This window comes from Thalassospira sp. CH_XMU1420-2, from assembly GCF_037029325.1.
Lineage (GTDB): Bacteria > Pseudomonadota > Alphaproteobacteria > Rhodospirillales > Thalassospiraceae > Thalassospira > Thalassospira povalilytica.
Genome location: NZ_JAYMEG010000001.1, coordinates 1,010,525 through 1,032,026, shown reverse-complemented (window position 1 = coordinate 1,032,026; position 21,502 = coordinate 1,010,525). Strand labels below are relative to the sequence as shown.

The 21,502-nt window shown below is 53.3% G+C and carries 15 protein-coding genes; 4 read left to right on the top strand and 11 right to left on the bottom strand.

Features of this window, described 5'->3' with window-relative positions; translation table 11 throughout:
* Positions 1–3 precede the first annotated feature (3 nt).
* The 3 genes from WA429_RS04560 to WA429_RS04550 all read right to left on the bottom strand — a co-directional run bounded on the left by WA429_RS04560 (position 4) and on the right by WA429_RS04550 (position 4,777).
* Positions 4–2,529, bottom strand: a complete 2,526-nt coding sequence (locus WA429_RS04560; RefSeq protein WP_287466715.1) for a branched-chain amino acid ABC transporter ATP-binding protein/permease — start codon at positions 2,527–2,529, stop codon at positions 4–6.
* A 7-nt stretch (positions 2,530–2,536) separates the two neighbouring features.
* Complete coding sequence (locus tag WA429_RS04555; protein ID WP_068518780.1) at positions 2,537–3,415, bottom strand: branched-chain amino acid ABC transporter permease; 879 nt, start codon at positions 3,413–3,415, stop codon at positions 2,537–2,539.
* A gap of 90 nt (positions 3,416–3,505) precedes the next feature.
* Positions 3,506–4,777: an ABC transporter substrate-binding protein gene (locus WA429_RS04550; RefSeq protein ID WP_287466716.1), complete on the bottom strand. Its 1,272-nt coding sequence runs from the start codon at positions 4,775–4,777 to the stop codon at positions 3,506–3,508.
* A 172-nt stretch (positions 4,778–4,949) separates the two neighbouring features.
* Between WA429_RS04550 and WA429_RS04545 the strand changes: the two genes are divergently transcribed.
* Positions 4,950–5,924: a LysR substrate-binding domain-containing protein gene (locus WA429_RS04545; RefSeq protein ID WP_287466717.1), complete on the top strand. Its 975-nt coding sequence runs from the start codon at positions 4,950–4,952 to the stop codon at positions 5,922–5,924.
* 61 nt (positions 5,925–5,985) lie between these two features.
* Here WA429_RS04545 and WA429_RS04540 read toward each other — a convergent pair whose 3' ends face one another.
* From WA429_RS04540 to WA429_RS04505, 8 genes are all read right to left on the bottom strand, one after another.
* Complete coding sequence (locus WA429_RS04540) at positions 5,986–6,798, bottom strand: IclR family transcriptional regulator (protein WP_287466718.1); 813 nt, start codon at positions 6,796–6,798, stop codon at positions 5,986–5,988.
* A gap of 20 nt (positions 6,799–6,818) precedes the next feature.
* Positions 6,819–7,187 carry a cupin domain-containing protein gene (locus tag WA429_RS04535; RefSeq protein WP_228196301.1) on the bottom strand — a complete coding sequence of 123 codons (369 nt, stop codon included), beginning with the start codon at positions 7,185–7,187 and terminating at the stop codon, positions 6,819–6,821.
* A 28-nt stretch (positions 7,188–7,215) separates the two neighbouring features.
* Complete coding sequence (locus WA429_RS04530) at positions 7,216–8,994, bottom strand: thiamine pyrophosphate-binding protein (RefSeq protein WP_287466719.1); 1,779 nt, start codon at positions 8,992–8,994, stop codon at positions 7,216–7,218.
* A gap of 36 nt (positions 8,995–9,030) precedes the next feature.
* Positions 9,031–10,728: an FAD-dependent oxidoreductase gene (locus WA429_RS04525; protein WP_287466749.1), complete on the bottom strand. Its 1,698-nt coding sequence runs from the start codon at positions 10,726–10,728 to the stop codon at positions 9,031–9,033.
* A gap of 225 nt (positions 10,729–10,953) precedes the next feature.
* Complete coding sequence (gene tcuB, locus WA429_RS04520; protein WP_287466720.1) at positions 10,954–12,084, bottom strand: tricarballylate utilization 4Fe-4S protein TcuB; 1,131 nt, start codon at positions 12,082–12,084, stop codon at positions 10,954–10,956.
* Positions 12,068–13,456, bottom strand: a complete 1,389-nt coding sequence (tcuA, locus tag WA429_RS04515; protein ID WP_287466721.1) for an FAD-dependent tricarballylate dehydrogenase TcuA — start codon at positions 13,454–13,456, stop codon at positions 12,068–12,070. The genes tcuB and tcuA overlap by 17 nt, the downstream gene beginning before the upstream one ends.
* A 163-nt stretch (positions 13,457–13,619) precedes the next feature.
* Positions 13,620–15,014 carry an MmgE/PrpD family protein gene (locus tag WA429_RS04510; RefSeq protein ID WP_287466722.1) on the bottom strand — a complete coding sequence of 465 codons (1,395 nt, stop codon included), beginning with the start codon at positions 15,012–15,014 and terminating at the stop codon, positions 13,620–13,622.
* Positions 15,014–16,609, bottom strand: coding sequence for a thiamine pyrophosphate-binding protein (locus tag WA429_RS04505; protein WP_287466723.1), 1,596 nt, complete (start codon positions 16,607–16,609; stop codon positions 15,014–15,016). Before WA429_RS04505 ends, WA429_RS04510 begins: the two co-directional genes overlap by 1 nt.
* Positions 16,610–17,218: 609 nt before the next feature.
* Between WA429_RS04505 and WA429_RS04500 the strand changes: the two genes are divergently transcribed.
* The 3 genes from WA429_RS04500 (at position 17,219) to WA429_RS04490 (ending at position 21,487) form a co-directional block, all read left to right on the top strand.
* Positions 17,219–18,286, top strand: coding sequence for a Bug family tripartite tricarboxylate transporter substrate binding protein (locus WA429_RS04500; RefSeq protein ID WP_082817811.1), 1,068 nt, complete (start codon positions 17,219–17,221; stop codon positions 18,284–18,286).
* An 86-nt stretch (positions 18,287–18,372) separates the two neighbouring features.
* On the top strand, positions 18,373–20,346 hold the full coding sequence (locus tag WA429_RS04495) for a tripartite tricarboxylate transporter permease (protein ID WP_287466724.1): 1,974 nt from the start codon (positions 18,373–18,375) through the stop codon (positions 20,344–20,346).
* 112 nt (positions 20,347–20,458) lie between these two features.
* Positions 20,459–21,487 carry an AbrB family transcriptional regulator gene (locus WA429_RS04490; protein WP_287466725.1) on the top strand — a complete coding sequence of 343 codons (1,029 nt, stop codon included), beginning with the start codon at positions 20,459–20,461 and terminating at the stop codon, positions 21,485–21,487.
* Positions 21,488–21,502 lie beyond the last annotated feature (15 nt).

Below are 21,502 nucleotides of genomic sequence, written 5' to 3'. Positions count from 1 at the left end.
TCTCTACAACCACAGAACTTCTTTTCGGTATTCAAGATCATTCAAAAGTTTTTCCGCTTTGCATTCGTGGAAGACCGAGCCGTTTTCGAGTGCGAAAACCCGGTCGGCCAATGCAAGAACAAGATCAAGGTTATGTTCGACAATCAGGATCGGCAGATGCTCGCGCAGCTTGTCGAGAACGAGGAAAAGCTCCTCGACGACAGCCGGCGCCAATCCTTCGAACGGTTCATCAAGCAGGAGCAAACGGACATTGCCTGAAAGCGCGCGCGCAATCGCCAGCATCTGTTGTTCCCCCCCCGAGAGATAATCTGCATGGCTGGAGCGACGTTCCTTCAGACGCGGGAAAATCTCGTAGATTTTTTCAAGCGTCCAAACCGTCCCGTTGCTGCCATCGGTGTCCCGGGCCAGTCGACCAAGTGCGAGGTTTTCCTCGACGGTCATTCCTGCAAAAAGCCCCCGCCCTTGCGGCACATATCCGACGCCCATGCGGGCAACCATGTGGGCTTCCACCCCGACCAGTTCCTGCCCCTCGAAATCAATTGAACCGGACTTTGCCTGAACAAGGCCGCAAATGGTTTTCAGGAAGGTTGACTTGCCGGCACCATTTCGGCCCAGCAAAGCAACGATTTCGCTGTGTCCGATTTCAAGGCAGGCATCATTAAGGATGTGACTTTTGCCATAGAACGTATTGAGGTTTTCAACCTTCAAAACCGTGCCCGGTTTTGCCGGGAAGGTTGATTTCATCGCTGCAATCGCAGCGGCTCCCGATCCGGTATAGATTTCCTGAACATGTTCATTTGCACGAATTTCGGCCGGCTGTGCTGTCACAAGATGCTGGCCGTCATTCATCACCGTAACTTCATTGGCAAAGCCAAGAATACGATCAATGTCATGTTCCACAATCAGGATCGGAATGTTTTCGGCCATCGTCTGGATCAGTCGACCGACACGTTCACGTTCAGCCGCCGAAAGCCCCGCAAGCGGTTCGTCAAGCAGAAGGATTTGCGGACGACTTGCCAGCGCGATGCCAAGATCGACAAGACGTTGTCCGCCATAGGACAGATCACCGGCACGGATGTCCTCGATACCTTCAAGGCCAAGGAACTTCAGAAGTTCTGCCGTGTCCTTGTTGATGTCATCAAATTCATCGATGTTGCGCCAGAAATTGAACCGCGCTCCATGTTTGGCCTGTGCCGATAGGCGCAGGTTTTCTTCAATCGTCAAACCTTCGAACAGGTTCGTAATCTGGAAAGATCGCGCAAGGCCTGAATGGCAGATTTCGGCTGGGTCTTTGCCCTGAATTTCCTGACCAAGCAAGGTGACCTTGCCTTCGGTCTGGGTATGTTGCCCTGAAACAAGGTTAAACAGGGTGGTTTTGCCGGCTCCGTTCGGGCCAATCAACGCGTGGATCTCGCGCGGACGGACCTTCAGGCTGACATTCTGAACCGCTTTGATCCCGCCAAAATTCTTCGAAATCCCGTCAACGTCAAGAACCGTGTCGCTGGCCGGTTTCGGGCGCAGATATTCCGGCAAAGACAAACCTTCGTAAATCTTGCGTCGGCTCATTGCCGCGGTTTCTTCAGGCAGTGGCTTCCAGATGCGCAGAAGCTTTTCACCAAGCCCGACCAGACCACCAGGCAGATACATCACAAAGGCAACGAATGTCAGCCCGAACCAGAACAGCCAGTCAGACGACCATTCCGAAAACAGTTCGCGGAACAGGACATAGAAAACAACACCGACAGCCGGGCCAAGGATGTTGGCATGCATGCCGCCAATCACCACCATCGCCAACAACTCGCCAGACATCTCGATCGAGGTCGACTCAGCGGTCACAATGTAATGCTGGAACCCGGACAATCCGCCGGCAAGCGCCGTGACCATTGAAGACAGCACAAACACCGCAAGTTTGTATTTCTGGACGTCATATCCCTGGAAAGATGCCCGTTGCTGATTTTCGCGGATCGCCACCAGAACATGGCCGAATGGCGACTGGACAACACGCAGCAGGAAATAAAGGGCGGCAAATCCGATAACCGCAACGAACACATAATAGTTCAGGTTATCGGCTAGATCGATCGGGCCGATCGATCCACGCTCGATACCACCAAGACCATCCTCGCCCCCGGTAACCTCGGTCCAGCGAAACGCAATCGAAAATGTCAAAGCAGACAGAGCCAGCGTCATCAAGGCGAAATAAACACCGCGACGGCGTAGCATCAATGCACCAAGAACGGTTGCCATAACACCGACAAACAGCATGCCAAATATCAGGGGAAGGATGATCTGCCCATCAAACCAGTGACGCTGCGAAAGGGCCGCAGCATAAGCCCCAATACCAAACCATGCGGCATGCCCAAATGACACCAGACCGGTATAGCCCATCATCATATTCAGGCCGAGTGCGGCAATCGCGAATATCACAACCATGGTTGCAGCACTCAGCGTCAGGCCAATCATCGGCAGTATGACCGGCAGAATAACGAGGGCTGCCAATCCGACAATTAATGTACGTGATTTCAGGATCATTTTCTTATTACCGCTCAAACTTCTGGATGGCTTCGCCAAGCAGCCCACGCGGGCGCAACAGCAAGACAAGCAGCATCAGCACATACATTGATGCTTCGGATGCGGCGGGGAGGAAGTGCACGGTCACTCCGCGCAAAACACCGACCAACAGGGCCGCAACAATTACGCCCCAAAAGCTGCCAAGCCCCCCAATAACAACCACAACAAAGGCAATCGTGATGATTTCCGCGCCCATGGCCGGATGCACCATGGTGATCGGTGCAAACAGGGCGCCACCAAGGGCAGCCAAACCTACGCCAAGCATCACCACCGCGGTCATGTAAGGCTGCAATCGGATACCAAGTGCCGCGACCATATCGGGCTGCTCGATCCCGGCACGAACCACACGACCGAATGATGTCCGGTGCATCAGGAACCACAATCCGGTCAGAATCAGAGCCACAACCAGCAACATCAGAAGACGATATTTCGAGAACAGGAAATCACCGACAATCACCGAACCCTTGACCCATTGCGGCAACACCGCCGACAGCGGTGCTGCCCCCCAGATCATGCGGATCGCCTGTTCGGCGACCATCGCCAGACCAAAGGTAACCAAAAGGCTCAGGATCGGGTCTTCACGGTAAAAGCGGCGCAGGATAAAACGTTCAAACGCAATCCCGAGAAACGCCACAAGGATCGGTGAAATGACAACAGCCGGCCCAAACCCGAACATGTTGACCAGCGTCACCGAAAAATAGGCACCAAGCGCATAGAACGCGCCATGCGACAGGTTCACAATTCCGCCAACGCTGAAAATCAGCGATAGACCCAAAGCAATAAGCAAGTAGTAACCGCCTTGAACCAGGCCGTTTACGACCTGTTCAAGTAAGAAAACGTATTCCATCGGTTTTCCAGGGTTAAGGGCTGTGCACGCACAGCAGGAGCAATTCGAAAGTTGGTCGACCCCGCAAATCGCAGGGTCGACCAAACGTCGTCAGGCTTTACAGGTCGCCATATCAGTCGACGGATAGATCGCCTCAAGCGGTTCATTCGGACCCGGAACAGCAGCACCAAGCTGCATCATGTCATGGACGTCGCTATAGGAACCCGACGGCTTGACCGCGAACGGATAGGCTTCCTGAATCAGCTGATGATCAGCAGCGCGGAAGTAAGCCGGGCGATCTTTCAGAATGTCGAATTTCGCACCTGATTCAAAATAGCTGACCATGTCGGCTGTGTTGGCACCACCGGTTTCAGTCATGGCCTGTGCCGCAATCTTGAGCGCTATATATTCGATCCATGCATGGTTTTCCGGCGTCTTGCCGTATTTGGTCTGAAACGCCTTGACGAAAGCCTGCGAACCCGGGGTTTGAAGGGTGTCATACCAGACGGTCGGCCAGGTTCCGGCAAGGTTGCCAACACCGGCGGCCCAAGCATCAGCAGTATTCAAGTTGAAGCCAACGGTCGGGAATGGCAGACCAAATTCCGCATATTGCTTAACAAAGTTGGTCACCTGGTTACCGGCAAGGTTCAAGCAAACGACATCCGGGCGGGCCTGACGGATTTTCAGAATGAAGGCACTGAAATCAGTCACATCGGTTGCAACCAGTTCATCACCGATCAGTTCACCGCCATTGGCACTCAGGAAGTTCTTTGCCGCAGCCAGAAGGTCATGGCCAAAAACGTAATCCGAGGTGATGGTAAAGAACTTTTTGCCATCAACCATGCCATCACGTTTAAGCGCACTGCCCACCGCATTGACCATTACGGTATTGGGAATGTCCGTGCAGAACATGTAGGGGCTGCACCGTTCGCCGCGCAAAACATCCGAACGCGGCCCCAGTGCCATAAACAGCTTTTTGTTGCGCGTGGCGACTTCGGAAATGGCCAGTGCCGAAGCAGAGCTGATTTCCCCCATCAGGAAGTCAACCTTGTCCCGTTCAAGAAGGCGCTGTGCCTTGGTCGCTGCGGTTTCCGGGTTGATTGAGTCTTCAGAGCTTACTTCGAGCATGCGGCCTTTGATGCCGCCAGCCGCGTTGATTTCTTCGGCTGCCATTTGGATACCCTCGACCGCCCATTGGCCAAGTGTCCCCAGAAAGCCCGTCATCGGGGTCAGATGCCCGATACGGATCGGACCTTCCTGCGCACGCAAAATGGCCGGCATGCCAATCGCAGAAACAGCGGCAAGACCAACACCCATCTTCAGAGCTGAACGGCGTGATACCGCTCCAAAGCCCGACTTCGTCTTCACGTCATCGTTATTCATGGTTTCCTCCCTAATGCGGGCACAATCTTGTTTGCCGTCAATTCACATCCCGCGATTGACAAATCTTTCGCCCATGTAAATTCTTACCCACTGAGAGGAACCGGGAAAAATACCGATTAGTGAACCCTGTATAAGTTCACCTTATAACCAAGTAGCCCGGCCAGGGATTTCTATGGATATTCGCCAACTCCGATACTTCGTCAAGATCGTGGAAACCGGAAGCTTATCAAAGGCTTCCAGGCAATTGTTTGTGGCACAACCGGCTCTTAGCCAGCAGATTTCCAAGCTTGAGGAATATGTCGGAAAACCGCTTTTGATCCGCTCATCAAAGGGGGTAAAACCCAATCAGAATGGGCAGGCGCTTTATCATCATGCCCGCTTGGTGTTGCGTCAGTTCGATCAGGCGATTTCGATTGCAAAGGCGGAAAACGAAACCGTTCAGGGGATGGTTTCCATCGGACTTCCGGCAACAACTGTGGCCGCGGTCGGGCTGGATCTGATCAAGCGTTTGCGTGAAAAATACCCGGGAATTCTGATCAATGTGGTCGAGGCCATGAGTGGCCATATCGCCCAGCTTATTCATCAGAACCAGCTTGATCTGGCCGTTCTTTTCAATGACGAACATGATGATGAGTTGATCATTGAACCGCTGATGGTCGAAGAATTGTTTTTATTCCTGTCCGAAGACAGCAAGTTGCTGCCCCCCGATCAAACAACTGTCACCGTGGCCGAGGCCGCAGCATTGCCCTTGATTGTCCCCACCAGCAGTCACGGCCTGCGCCGCCGTATCGAAACCGAGTTTTCCAAATACGGATTGGGTGTGAATGTTGTCGCAGAAATTGATTCACTGGCCCTGTTGATGAACTGCGTCCATCAGGATATTGCAGCAACCATCAAGCCACGAGGAGCCATCATGCAAGAAGCCGACGGTGGCCGACAGTGGCGCTGCCTTGCCTTTTCTGATGCACATCTGAGACGCAGCAACTTCCTGTATTCCTTGCCCCCGGAATCCATGACACCGGCAACAAACATTGTCGCTGCCGAGCTCAAAGGTGCCGTTCAGGACCTGATTGATAATCCGGCAATCAAGGGGTTCGAGCCCTTTCCGAAACAGGCCAAACTCGGCAATGAGCGCGCAATAAAATGATTGGAAAATGTTCGTCAGCATCAGCATGACGAAGCGGAAACTCTGAAAATAACTGACGAATTCAGGATGCCGCACCAAGCGCATTTGAAAGCTTCACCGCCGCGGCTTTCAATTCTTCGATCCGTTGGGGAATGATGCCTTCTGACATGCGCCATACCGGACCGGAAACCCCCATTGCCGCCACACATCTCCCGGCGAAATCATAAACCGGAACCGCGATACAGCGCACATCGGGGTCAAATTCGCACCGGTCATGGGCGACATTGGTTTTTCTTATATCACTTAGTTCACGTCGAAGCTTGGTAGCAGTTGTCAGCGTATTTTCGGTATAGGCCCGAAAATCAATATCCGCCAAAAGACGTTCGATTTCGGCATCATTGCATTTGCTGAGCAACATTTTACCTATTGCTGTCGCATGGGCCGGACGTACAACACCTGTACGTTCCGACATTTGAAGCATCCCTTTGGCCGCCATGCGTGCAACCAGAACAATTTCGCTGTTTGATCGGACTGCAAGGTGGGAAGCCTCGCCTGTCTTGGCGCTGAGTGCAGCAAGAACAGGCGTGCCTTCAAGCAACAACGCGTTTTCATTCATCGCACCGGCAGCAAGCATGAATATCTTGCTGCCGATCAGATAACGTTTGCTATCACCTTTTTTGGTCAGAAAACCTACATTCTCAAGGGTACGGATCAGGTGAAAGGCCGTACTGCTATGCAGACCGGAACGCTCGCTTAGTTCCGTTAGTGGCATTCCGTCCGGCCCGGCTGAGGCCACCAGATCAAGTAGCATCGTGGCACGTTCAAGTGACTGGATGCCGCCTTTTTCCGCCGGTCTATCATCGGCATTCTTTTTGGTTTTCGTCGAAACCGCCATTCCTGATCCGCCTTGATCGGTTATTCGTCTTTGACCGGTGTTGTTACCACGATGAATGTCAGATCGCCTAGACCGCTATTGACGATCGAATGCCAGGTGCCTGGCGCAATGAAGATAACGTCATTTTTGCGCACAACGCGCTTTTCATCATCAATCTCCATCAAGCCTTCACCATCAAGGATATGATAAACCTGTTCCTGAACCTTATGGACATGGCGTTCGACATAGCCCATCGGCTGATAGGTCGAAATGCGGTAATCCATCAATTGTGATCCGGTTGTCTCGGGTGCTACCAGCGCCTTTGACAATGCGGAACCGAAATGTCCGGGATATTGTTGCCAGGGTTCTTCGGCAATGTTGCGAATACAGGTTTTGCGTTCCTTTGTCATGACTTCCTCCCAGGTTGTTTGTGTCTGATCACGGCTTCCAAGGTTCACCAAATATCGGTTCTTTCGGTTTCAGTGGTGGCAGTTCCCACGAACCGGTTGATGGCGGACGAATATTGGCATCCACATGCACATCGATCAGAGCCGGCTTATTCTGCTTCACGGCGTCTTCAAGGGTTGCTGCAAAATCCTGTGAACGGGTCACGGTATAGCCCGCAACACCTGATGCGCGCGCCCATGCGGCAAAGTCCGGGTTGTAGGGCGTTTTGTTTTCGCCCTCATAAAAGCCGGTGCCATATTCCCGGCCATCAAAATAGGCATATTGCAGATCGCGGATGGCACCCCATGCAAAGTTGTTCCAAACCACCCAAACGACCGGAATGTTGTATTCAACAGCAGTACACAGGACATGCGGAACCATCGTAAAGCCGCCATCACCCGATACCGAGACGCAGACCTTGTCCGGTGCCGCCAATTTCGCACCCAGGATCGAGCTCGGTCCAAAGCCCATCCCCGAATAGCCCCAGGTATTCAACATCGTCTGCGGCTGGCGAGCTTCCCAGAACTGCATGAACCAGTTGTGATGAATACCGGAATCAAGCGAAATGATCGCATCATCAGGAAGGACTTTTCGACAATCCGCCACAATGCGTTCCGGACGGATCGGGCTGGAGTGGGTCTCAAATCCCGGGGCGATAAACTTGTCCCACTGTGCTTTCCAGCCTGCAATGTCGGCATGCCATCCTGCCAGCCGGTCACCTTCGCTGACAGAGCGACGATCCAGTTCAGCCAAAACCTGTGTGATAAAGGCCTTTGCATCGGCAAGGATCGCCATATCGGGCAGATAGTTACGACCGATTTCGGCATGATCAACATCAACATGGATCAGTTTGGTTTTCGGGAAGTTCCACGAATACCCTTCGCGCCATGACGATGCAGAACGGTCATCAAAACGAACCCCGATCGCCAGAACCACATCGGAATGACGACCCGCCTGGTTCGCCTGATAGGCGCCGTTTCGACCGATAAAGCCAAGTGAAAGCGGATCGGACATATTCATGCAGCCCATGCCGTTCGGCGAGCTGATCACAGGAATGTTCAGACGCTTGGCAAGGGCTGCAAGTTCCGCAGATGCCTCGGACAGTGTCACACCGTGACCAATGAAAATCACCGGGCGTTCTGCGGCCAGCAAGGTATCGACAACCCTGGCGACATCCTCGTTGCTTGCTCCACTGCGGCGTTTGCCAAAACTGGATCCGGCGACTTCTTCGGTGACCTCGGCCTCCTCCTGAAACAGGTTATAGGGAATATCGAGATTGACCGGTCCGGGGCGACCCGTGGTCATGGTCATGGCCGCCTGACGCATGGCCAATGGCAACATTTCAACCCGACTTGGTTGGAAACTGCGCTTGACGACCGGCTTGATCACATTATTGAAGTCGGCCTGATGGTGCTGGTTTAGTTCCTGAAAAGGACCACGGTTGAATTGCGATGTCGGGACATTGGCTGTGATCGAATAGATCGCAGAGCTGTCAGTCTGGGCAACAGCAAGTGCCATGATCTGGTTGGCAGATCCCGGACCGGTCGAAGTCAGCGTTGCGGCTGGCTTGTGCGAAACACGGAAATAACCATCTGCCATATGCACCGCAGTCTGTTCGTGACGCGGGGATACAAGGCGTACTTCGTCACGCACATCATAAAGGCAATCAAGCAAACCGATATTGCCATGCCCGCAAATTCCGAAGACGTGATCAATTCCCTCTTTGATCAGCGATTCAGCAATAATCTCGCCACCCTTTTTCTTAACCATGTTCTTTAAGTCCTTCGTGGGTTTTCGCAAATTTCGTCAAACTTCCTGTCCTGCCGCGTGATGTGCCGCAATCCAGCCAAATGTCATTGCCTGACCCAGTTGCGCCCCGGCACCGGGATACTCCCCGCCAAAGACGGATTGCATATCGTTGCCACACGCGTACAGGCCATCAATCGGGTTACCAGCTTCATCAAGCACCCGGGATTGAGTATCGGTCGCCAGTCCACGACTGGTCCCCAATGGGGTTGGATAAAGTTTCACCGCATAGAACGGACCGCTTTCAATCACACCCAGACACGGGTTCGGGCCATGCGACGCATCGCCGTTGCTGCGGTCATAGATTGTTTCACCACGGCCAAAGTCGTGGTCTTTGCCGTTCTTTGCCATGGCATTAAAACGCACGACTGTCTGTTCAAGCCCTTCCACCGACATCCCGGTTTTATCGGCAAGTTCGGACAGTGACCGGCCTTCGATCAAATAGCCGGACTTTATGTATTTCCCGAGAAACGGCGTGCGCGGCCGGATAAGGCCAAGCCCGTATTTGGCAATGAAACTCCGACTACAAATCATCCATGCCGGAATGCAGGGTTCCGTCGCGTTGGCCCGATACATGCCGCGGACAAATTCGTGATAGGAAACGGCCTCGTTCACAAATCGATTGCCGCTTTGATTGACAATGATGCTTCCCGGTTTGGCACGATCCAGAACGATGTGGGGATAAACGGCTTGGCTGCCATCTTTGCGGGGCATGAGCGAACTCGGGAACCAAAGGGCGTTGTCAACGCCACTTGTTCCCAACACGGCACCGACCTTTTGGGCCAGTTCTATCGTGCTGCCGACACAACCTGGCGCAGCCGGGCTATATTCGGCAACAGGTTCTGGAAGCTCACGCTTGCGCCAGTCCGCACTGGACGGATAACCGCCACCGGCCATCACCACACCTTTATCGGCAATGATGAAGTGACCGGAATTGCCGATGGCAACGCCCGTCACCCGGCCATTTTCCTTGAGCAATCCCGAGACAGATACATCGCAAAAAAACGACACACCATTTTCAAGACAAGCCGCAAGCAAACGTGCAACCAGTGCATTGCCAAGGACAAGCCGCGTACCGCGTCGATATTTCATCCTGTCAGTTGCATAACGTCCGAGCAGACGCAGCCCAAGCCAGGCACTGGCAATTGATCGATCCACCTTCAGAAGGCTTTGCGCCTCTGCCCGCGTCACCATCAATTTGCCAAACAGCATCAATTCGGGGATCGGCAATGCAAGCTTTTCAAACATCGAACCAAGCTTGCGTCCGTCATATGGCAACGGTTCAAGCGGCCGCCATCCCGGTGCAGCACCTTCGATGTCCTGTCGGTAATCCGGGGCAGTTGTGAACGGACGAAATTCGATATTCGCGCGTTCTGCAAGATCTTGCTGCATACGCGGCGCGATTTTCAGAAACCGTCGGCACATCTGTTCCGCCCCACGGTTCCCCACCAGTGTCCCGACGTAACGTGCTGCCAGTTCAGCGTCATCAATCCCGGCTTCACGCATATACATATTCCCCGGCACCCATACTGTGCCGGATGACCGTGCACTTGTGCCACCAATCGCAGATGCATGTTCCAGCACGACACAGCGCAATCCCGCAAGCGACGCCGTCAGCGCTGCAGTAAGCCCAGCGGCACCACTTCCCAGAACGATCAGATCTGTTTTTGTTGGTAAAGCACTTCCGGGATTGGGCATCGACACCGAATCCTCCTCTATTTTTTGTAATTATGAAATCTATTTTCATAATGTCAAATTAAGTATGGATACTTTTCAAGCTGGCAGGCCTCAATTTCCCCGGAAACATTGCCATTGATGGATGAGGCGCGGGACGTGAAACCATGTAGAAAGTGACGACAGTAGCCGGAAGTCGGGAATTGGCGCGGCCACATGCGACTACAGCCCTGATTCTCAAGACATCAATCAGGCGGCGTCCTTATTCTCGCACACGCCGACAATCGCCCTGTGATCGTTCTTTTCGACCGCAAAGACCATCAACGCGACAAGGCGATAGAAGCCATGAACGAATTTGCCATAGGGCATGGACAGGAACAGGGTCATGACAACGCCCAGATGAATGCTGAGTGCCATACCGACAAAAGCTGTTTCCTTTACCAGCATCAATGCAAGGCCCGTCACGCTGGTCATCAAAAGCAAGAACAGGAAGCTGACATCCATGCCCTTGTTGGTTTTCCCGTTGGGCGCCGGGTCGGCCTTGGCTTTAAGCATCAAAAGACCAACCGGCCCGACAATCAGTCCGATACCGCCGAGAATACCAAACAGCTTGGGCAAGCTGACATATCCATAAGGTGCCGGAAGATTGAAACCGTAATGCATGACCGTACCAACCGAAGTTGCCGCAAAACACAGCATGAATCCCCAAAAGGTCATCTGATGGAACCAGCGACGCGCCATTGACGGCTTGTCGTCGGGATATGAACATCCCTGCCCATTGCCACCATCAAGGTATTTAAGACTAAGCGCGTCCTTGACCCCTTGCAGAACCCGCCCGTAATCAAGGCTGAACGGACCGGGCAGGCGCATGGTTTTCCAGAATCTGGTAACAGATGCCCCAATTGCGATCAGGACAAACAACCCGACCGCGCCAAAAGTTCCGGCAAGGACATTGTGGGAAATCACGCCGTAAAACGCGTTTTCATGCACAGCAAAGAAGTCCGCACCAGTCAGGATCGCGGTAAGAGCAAAGAACGCGGCAATAACAACAATCGAAAGCGCACTTACCCAAAGACCGTTATTGGCAAACAGCTTTCCCATGAAACCCGGCCATGCATAAACGCCATAATTTTCCTGACGAAGTTCCGCCATGGCAGCTGGCACATTGAGCGCAAATTCATGGGGCGGCGCATACTGGCAATTGTGATAGCACGCACCGCAGTTGTGACACAGGTTCGACAGGTAATCGACCGTATCGGCGTTGAATTCAAGCCGAAGCTCCATGGCCTGAAATACCGCGCAATGTCCCTCGCAATAGCGACAGGCATTGCAGATCGACATCACCCGTGCAGCTTCTGTTGTTTTATCGGTTGAGCGCATAATCCGCAGCCTCGCTTCCTGCAATTCGTCCAAATACATTTCCGATGGTCATGCCGATCCCGGCCAGATATCCCTGCCCCAGAACGTTGCCTGCCATGATTTCACCAGCAGCAAAGACATTCGGGCATTCCTGGCCCGATGCCATCTGGACCTGGGCCTTTTCACTGACTTCCACACCGAGATAGGTGAACGTGATCCCCGGACGCAGCGAATAGGCGCTGTAGGGCGGGTGATCGATTGTCCGTGCCCAGTTGGTTTTGTTTACGGCAAGGCCCTTGGTATGCAGACCATCAAGTTCGGTATGGTCAAAGCTGCCCGGCTGGACCGCGGCATTATATTCCGTGATGGTTTTTTCAAGCTGAACCGGATCAATGCCCACCTTCTCGGCCAGTTCCGGGATTGTGTCCGCGACAACGGCCGGAAAGACCGGCGGCATGAAGCCGCCCTTTGCCTTTTGATCGATGATCACATGGGCAACCTGATTGGGTTGATCGGCAACAAGACGCCCCCAAATCGCGTAGCGTTTCGGCCAGAAGTCTTCGCCTTCGTCATAAAAACGTTCGGCATTTTCATTTACCACGATCCCCAGAGACACACAGTCGACACGGGTACAAATGCCGCCATCAAATTTCGGTGCACGACCATCAATTGCCACTGCATGGCACTGATCAGGCTCCCCGATCTGCTGCACACCAGCATCAAGCAACATGCGCAGCAACGTTCCGCGATTATACGGGGTCCCGCGGATCAGGAAATTCTCGGCAACTTCGCCCCAGGCTTCTTTCAGCCATTCGATATTGGCCTCAAACCCGCCAGCAGCCGCGACAAAGGCCGTTGCCGTGATGGTTTGATCACCGACATTCAGGCTCCTGAACGCACCGTCTTCAAGCGTGATCCCGGTGACCATTGCATCATAATGGATTTCAACGCCCAGTCCCTCGGCGTGGCGATAAAGCGCATTCAAAAGCTGCTTTCCGCCGCCCATAAAGAAGGCGTTGGTCCGCCCCAGATGCAGGGTCCCACCCAAAGGCGGCTGGAACTGCACCCCCCGGCTTTCGAGCCAGTCAACAGCTTCTGTCGATTTGCGAAGTGTCATGCGGGCAAGCTTTTCATTGGTCTTGCCCTTGGTCACACGCAAAAGATCTTCCCAATATTCTTCTTCGTCATATGTACCGCTAAGTACTGACAACGGCCCAAGATGCATCGGGCGCAAGTTTCGTGTGTGGCGCGTATTGCCGCCCCGGTGCGTGCGCGGCGCACCTTCCAGAACACAAACCCGAGCCCCCTTTTCCGCCGCAACGATTGCCGCGATCAGCCCGGCCTGCCCGCCACCGGCAACAAGCACGTCGTAGTGGTCATGATGAGTTTTCACGTCGACGCTCCCCTCTCAGCTCTTATATTGCATACTTTTGCATACAATTTTTTTGCAAAATTGTACTCCAGTCGCTCGCCTGTCAACTCAAAGCGATTAACTGATCAAATTACTTTTTTCTCGATGTCGGTCGTCTGACGGGTGTATCGCCCCCGACACCTCCCTATCCGGATGCCTGACAAGCCCGAATAAAAGTGCCGATTTCCGCAGATGGACGCCCCCCACCAACCTGCCAAAGCAAATCAAGCAGGCCGCGCGCCTGACCAGGCGTCAAACACTCTTCGGCAAGCTCGACGAACTTGGACTCAAGCTGCTGATCGCTTAACGCAGCATCCGGATCGCCAATTCTGGTGGACTGGTAATGCTCAACCATCTGTCGATTCTTAAGACTGATGGAAACACGGGCTCCGCGTGCTTCGGGGAACGCTTCTTCCGCCTCCGGGTCACAAAACAGCTCGGTACTGTCGACCAATCGCTTGATCACCGGATCTGACAAATGATTCGCATCGAACGCATTCAGACGAACCGACCCGAAAACCAGAGCATGCGCGACGACATAACGTAAGTTGAATTTTCCTTCGAACGGCGTGGTATGGCGCGGGTTTCCGGTAACATTCAATGCGACCTGATATGTGCCGACACGAATGGAATCAATATCATCAACCGAAAATCCATGCAGATCACGCAGATACAATGCTCCGTCGATTGCCGCAAAGGTGTGACCACAGCATCCGTGATTTTTTACTGTCATCTGTGCGATGTTGTATTGGTCGCCCAAACCATCGGGCGCACGTTGCCAATCAACATCCGTACTCATAGCTGCGCCAAATCCGGCATCGCCTTCAAGCACATCCAAAGCACCCGTCACACCGAACCTTGCCGAAACAGCGGCAAGATAGCCACCCTCGGCAGCCCGTCCGGCATGCAAGGGCTTGCTCATGGCATCGGATCGAAACGCCTGTTGCAGTCCGGCGGCAAACGTCCCGGCAGTGGCAAGAGCGTGAGCAGCCTGGTTTGCATTCAGATCAAATGCAACTGCTACGGCGGCAGCTGCCCCGAACGTTCCAACAGTTCCGGTCGTATGCCAGTACCGGTAGTGGGATGGCTGTATGGCGGCGGCAATCCGCGTGGAAACTTCGTATCCAGCAATAATGGATCGAAGCAATGTATCCTGACTTGCCCCGACCTGTTCGCACGCAGCAATCGCGGCAGCAATCACCGGACATCCAGGATGATAAATGCCATCGCGAAAAATATCGTCAAATTCGACGATATGTGACGCAGTTCCGTTAATAAGAGCTGCTGCACGCGGCAAAGCTACCACGGAATGGCCTGTCACACTGCACCGTCCGATCCCGACTTCCTCGTCCAGCGCCTGGATCAGGTTGGTCGCAGGCTCCTTGTCCGCTCCGGCCAAAAGGGCTGCTATGTAGTCAATCAGAGCCCTTCTTGCTTGATGCAAAACAGGTTCGTCAATGTCCATTTGCCCGATATTTGCCAGATAGGTCGCAAATTCAGAAATCGGTGAAACCGTATGATGTGGTCTGGCTTCAACCATCAGAACTGCGTCCAGTATTGTTTCGGATCAATTCGTGCACCGATCACAAGCGGTGTGTTTGAGACCGGTCGAGACAATGCATCTGCCAGAGCCTGTTCTGTCTCGACCATGATGCCGTCGCACGCCATTGATTCTGCCATTTTGACGACATCGGTATCTTCAATAACCGTGCCGGTTGACGGATACTGACGTGCCATTTGCTTAAGCTCGATCCGGTTGAGAGAATTGTCGCAGAACACCACGACCTTAAGTCCCAAGCCAAGAGATGCGGCAAGGCGCAGTTCACTTTGCACCATTGCAAGCCCGCCATCGCCGGTAAAACAGATGACATTGCGATCCGGATTAAGGTATTTGGCAACCATCGCCGCCGGCAATGAAAAGCCCATCGACGACAGGCCATTGGAATTCAGGCAACTGCGCGGATTGTGCGTGGTCCAGCCCTGCCCGACCAAAAGCTTATGCGATCCGACATCGGCCGTCACAATCGTATCGGTCGGCGCATCGGCCTTGGCAACGCCGATCACATCGGACGGGTTAAGAACACCCGAGACGCGACCATCCTCATATGCTGCCATAAGTGCATCCCGATGCGCCTTGATTGCCTTGGCGCCAAATCCGTCGGCACTTTTAACATCTTCGACCAGTGATGCCAGAATATGACTGATCGACCCCACCATTTCGACCGGGCTTTCATAGATCTGATCCGTATTGGGGACATTATCGATATGCAATACCGGTGCGGGCACATCCCATGCCTTGATTAATTCAACACCATCAAACCCGGCCGCAATAATCAAATCGGCTGACCGCACCAAATCCCACATCTGGGCATTGCATGCCATGTCAAGCACGCCGGCAAACAACGGGTGTGTTTCAGCAACCGTGCCCTTTGCCATCGGCGACGACACCAATGCTGCACCGATTTTTTCGGCCAGTGCCGCGATCTCGGCCCCCGCGTTCCCCTGCATTGCGGAAATGCCATAAAGAACAACCGGGCGCTTGGCCCCGTTGATCAAACCAACCGGATCAGCATCCTCGCCGTAAACCACCACGCCATGACCAACACCATCAACCGGCGGCAGCTTGATTTCGTCATCAAGTGCCGCTGCACCGACATAATCGGCCGGTGTCGTCAAATGAACAGGACCTTTGCGCGGGGCCATGGCAATACGGTGAGCCTTTCGCATGACATGACCGACAGTATGAGGCGCGATTTCAGTCGCCCATTTTGATACCGGGGTAAAAAGACTGTGCTGATCAACCACCTGATGGGTAAAAGTCGGCAACCGTTTGGTATCAATCTGACCGGAAATCGCAATCATTGGCGTGCGATCAAGATAGGCGTTGGCAACCGCGTTCACCAGATTGGTTGACCCCGGGCCCAAGGTCGACAATGCAACACCGGGCTTGCCGGTCAGCATCCCGTATGCCTGGGCCATAAGACCCGCGGTGCCTTCACGACGACCAAGGATGAAATCCATGCCAACGTTCCGGCATCCTTCAAGGAGCTCCACACTCGGGTCTCCCGGATAGCCGAACATGACGTCAACACCGGCCGCACGAAGATAGCGGGCCATAACTTCGGACATATTCATGGATTGATCCTTCCGGTTTTCAATTTCTAAAGCTTCAAATTGCATACATTTGCATGCAATTACAAATCAAGATATTTCTTTCGAATTTCAAATAGCAACGAGATCAAAATGGTTTTCGCCAAACCGCTCATTTTAAGATCTTCTTCTTCAAGTCTAAAAAAATATTATTTATTTACAGATATTTATCATTACAACCACACAACCCATACGGGAAAACCATAACACCATCCAGGCCTTAATCACTGAAAATCAACAACCGCTATAGAAAAAATCAATAGATATGATTGCTTGTTCAATTTCCTATCCATCCAGCCTGTCCATAGCCTTGGGTTGAAGATTGACACACCGCCAATACGCATCTGGAAACCTTGTTGTCGACAGCACGACCCAAACCTGTCTTACCGCTATCTGTGATCAGGAACTTCCAGAGTAATCCGTTCAGGTCTCTAAGCCAGCGGTGCGTCAATCGCATGGAAAACAGCAATCAGGTTTCCGACGCCAAAAACAAAACCAACCAGCGTCGGATTTAACAGACCAGCAATGCCAATGGTCGGGATGCACATGCATCCGCCATTTGGCATCAAGAGAAATGGTCACGGAGGAACGAACATGAAAAAGCTGATGTCCGCAGCATTTGCCTGCGCACTTTTGCTTCCAACAGTGGCATCTGCTGCTGACTATACCGGCAAGACAATCGAATTCTGGGTGCCCTTCAAAGAAGGGGGCGGAACAGATACTTGGGCGCGCGCATTGCAGCCCTTCATCGCTGAAAAACTGCCGGGTAATCCGGATGTAATTATTGTCAATGAAACAACAGGCGGTGCTATCGGTGGCTCGAACGAATTCCATCGACGCATGAAACCGGGCGGCGAAATGATTTTTGGCACCACCGGATCTGTGCAATTCCCATTCCTGCTTGGCGACAAGCGTGTCCGTTATGACTATGCTGACTGGGCCCCTGTGCTGGCCTCACCGATTGGGGGGATGGTTTATCTGCGCGCAGACAGCGGCGTTAAAGGCGTTGACGATTTTGCCACGCTTAAGGATATGAAACTGGTCTTTGGCTCTCAGGCCATTTCGACACTTGATCTGGTACCGCTGCTTGCGTTTGAAATGCTTGGTCTTGATGTACAGGCCGTATTCGGCATGAAAAGCCGTGCTCTGACCCGTCAGGCGATCCAGCGCAACGAAGTCAATATCGACTACCAAACGACCCCGACCTACCTTAAGCACGTTGTGCCGCTGGTAGAAGAAGGCGAAATGGTCCCCTTCATGTCTCTTGGCGCCCTTCAGGCAGATGGCTCCATCGGTCGTGATCCAACTTTCCCTGACGTGCCAAGCTTCCCGGAAGTTTATGAAAAGGTTCACGGTAAAAAACCGTCCGGCCCGGCATGGGATAGCTGGAAAGCATTCTTTACCGCCGGATATGGCACCCAAAAATTTATCGTCCTTCCCAAATCAAGCGATCAGGACGTGATTGATACCTATCGTGCCGCAATGAAAGAAGTTGCAGCAGATCCGCGTGCGCAAAAGGTTCTGAAAGACGAGCTTGGCAACTATGAAATCATTGTTGGCGATCAGGTCGTCCAAGCAATGAAAGACGCCACCGAGGTTCCCGAAGAAGCCCAGGCGTGGATCACCAACTGGCTCAAAGAGAAATACAATTTCTCTAACTAAGCCAATTCAAAGCAGCTCTCTACCCGGTGCCACCATGTGGCGCCGGGCTTCCCGTATAGAATAAACCTTGGGGGCGGACGACACTTATGGTCGAGGCACTTGGCGGCGCGTTTCTGCAAATTTTCAGCGGAGCGTCGATACTTTATCTCGTTGGCGGCGTAATTATGGGGCTTGTGGTCGGGGTTCTTCCCGGCTTTGGCGGCACCGTCGGCCTCGCAATTCTTTTGCCCTTTGTCTACGGGCTTGATCCGGTTTCCGGTCTGGCCCTGATGATCGGTGTGATGGCTGTTATCTGTACGGCCGATACATTCCCGGCCGTCCTGATCGGCATACCGGGATCTGTCGGGTCACAGGCCACAGTTCTGGACGGCTATGAACTTGCCAAACAGGGACAAGCCGGACGTGCACTCGCGGCGGCCTTTACCGCATCCCTGTTCGGCGGATTAATCGGGGCTGTCATTCTGACCGCAATCATTCAAATTGCCCGCCCGGTTGTACTGTCATTTGGCACCGGCGAGATGCTGATGCTCGCAGCCCTTGGACTTTCGATGGTTGGATTGCTGGCAGGTCGCTCCTTTATCAAGGGGTTGATTGCGTCAATGCTCGGCCTCCTCCTGGGCATGGTCGGCATGACGCCGACATCCAATGAATACCGAATGGATTTCGACGTTCTGTATTTGTCTAACGGCATCCCGTTGATGGTGATTGCGATTTCCATCTTTGCCATCCCGGAAATTGTCGATCTTTTGCGCCGAGACACATCCGTGTCACAGGAAACCAAGCTGTCGGGCAGTTGGCTTACCGGGGTAAAAGATGCCCTACGCAACAAATTCCTGATCTTGCGCTGCGCTGGCATCGGATCGCTTGTCGGTATGTTGCCTGGCCTTGGCGCATCAGTTGTTGACTGGATCGCCTACGGTCATGCGGTGCAGAGTTCCAAGGACAAAGAGAACTTCGGCAAGGGCGATATTCGCGGCGTTCTGGCACCGGAATCCGCCAATAACGCCAAAGAAGGCGGATCGCTTGTTCCGACCCTTATTTTTGGTATACCCGGATCAGGGGCAACAGCCGTGCTCTTGGGTGGTATGATCCTGCTCGGTGTTGAGCCCGGTCTGAACATGATCAAGTACGAAATCGATACGGTTTACGTGATCATCTGGTCGCTTGCGATTGCCAACCTGATCGGGGCGGCCTTGTGTGTCATGCTGGCCCAACCGATTTCCCAACTCACCCGGGTCAATGTACGTCTTCTTGCACCGTTCCTGATCGTATTACTGATCTTCGCAACATATCAGTCCTCCCGCAGCTGGGGCGACCTGATTTTTGCGATGGCCATTGGTATCTTTGCCATCTATATGCGGCGTTTCGGATATCCACGCCCCGCTCTCATGATCGGCTTTGTATTGTCAAACGGGGTTGAAACCAACTTCTACCAAACTTCGCAATTCTATGGCTGGGCGGTCTTTGAACGTCCGATCTTCCTGATCTTGCTGGCGATCTGTGCCGTTACCCTGTTTGGTGGATTGCGTTTGTTGAAAAAACAGAATCTCGCAGCCCCCGACAACCCGATAACCAAGGCAAACCCGGCCCAATATCTGATGGCATTGACCATGGCAGGAATGGCCGCCTTTGCCCTGTTCTTCACCAAGGACCTGACCTGGCAGGGCAATATCTTTACCCAGGTTATCGCGGTTCCCATGCTGTTGCTGTCGATGATCCTGATCTGGCGGATATCGCGTGGCGGCCTGCGCAATCCCGATATGGAAGATATCGACCTCCCGACCGGTGACGGCGTTTCTGAATACAAGTCCGGGATCTGGCTGCATCTGGGCTGGATTACAGGATTGCTTCTTGCCGCAGCCTTGTTGGGATACTGGCTGGCAATCGGCGTTTTCCTGCTCGCCTTCCTTGCGCTGCGCTCCGGGCTTAGCTGGAAGCGGGCAGCACTGGTTGCCGGTGGCGTTCTCGCCGCTGTGTCGCTGATGTCCTATTTGCTGCATCTTTATTTTCCACGCGGCTTGATTCAGGAAATCTGGGATCTCCCGTTCCCGCTAGCATAGCGATATTCCGGGAACACCTGCCCCGCTACACAGCACAAGTAGCGGGGCATTTTTTATCCGCGATGACCGTCAAAGACCCTTTTTTCTTTGTCACAGGTGCCCGATGATCAAATTGCCCAGCAAACTACCCAATCTTCTTCTGACATTACTGATCGGAATTGTTGGTGGTATTGGCGCCGAACAACTTGCTGTGCCTCTGCCATGGTTGCTTGGCCCACTCGCGACCACTGCCATTACCAGTGTTGCTGGTATCAAGACATCAAGCAGCAAGCACGTTCTCGCCCCTGCCCGCACGTTTCTGGGCGTTGCCATCGGGGCATCCTTTACACCCGCCTTGCTGGAACGGATTGATGAAATGGCCTTCAGCCTCGCCTTCATTCCAATCTATCTCGCTGTGCTGGCGCTGATCGGCTTTCCGTTTTTTCATCGTATCTGCAAGTTTGACAAGTCAACGGCCTATTACTCCACCATGCCCGGCGGCCTTCCCGACATGATTGCCTTCGGGGCTGCTGCCGGCGCAGATGTCCGTGTTCTATCAATCGTCCAGGCCACCCGTGCCTTTGCGGTTGTCGTCATCTTGCCGCTATTTCTGAGCCTTGCACTCGGGATCGAATTTTCCCGCGGACAATCAGTTGGCAGCCACTGGGCAGACATACCGTTACGGGAGGAACTTCTGATCCTGACATGCGCATTTGGCGGCTGGTTTATCGCAGGTATACTGCGGATAAAGGGTGCAACGATCATCGGCCCGATGTTGGCCGCTGCTGTCATGAGTATGACCGGGCTAATTTCCCACCGCCCACCGGTTGAAATCATGATCATTGCACAGCTTATCGTCGGAATTTCAATCGGATGCCGTTACGCCGGTTCGGACAGGCGGACCATCATGATTGCGGCGGGGGCTGCTGTCGGTTTTTGCATTTTGATCTTCATGCTCGCCGCAACCTTTGCAGGGATGATTTCAGTCTTTGGCAATATCGATTTCCTCGACACCATTTTGGCTTATGCACCTGGTGGTCAGGCGGAAATGACGCTTTTGGCCATCATTGTTGGTGCCGATGCCGCCTTTGTATCGCTTCATCACGTTTGCCGGGTGTTCATTGTTGTGATCGGGGCGCCGATTGCCCAGCGATATCTATGATGCAATACCACCAGG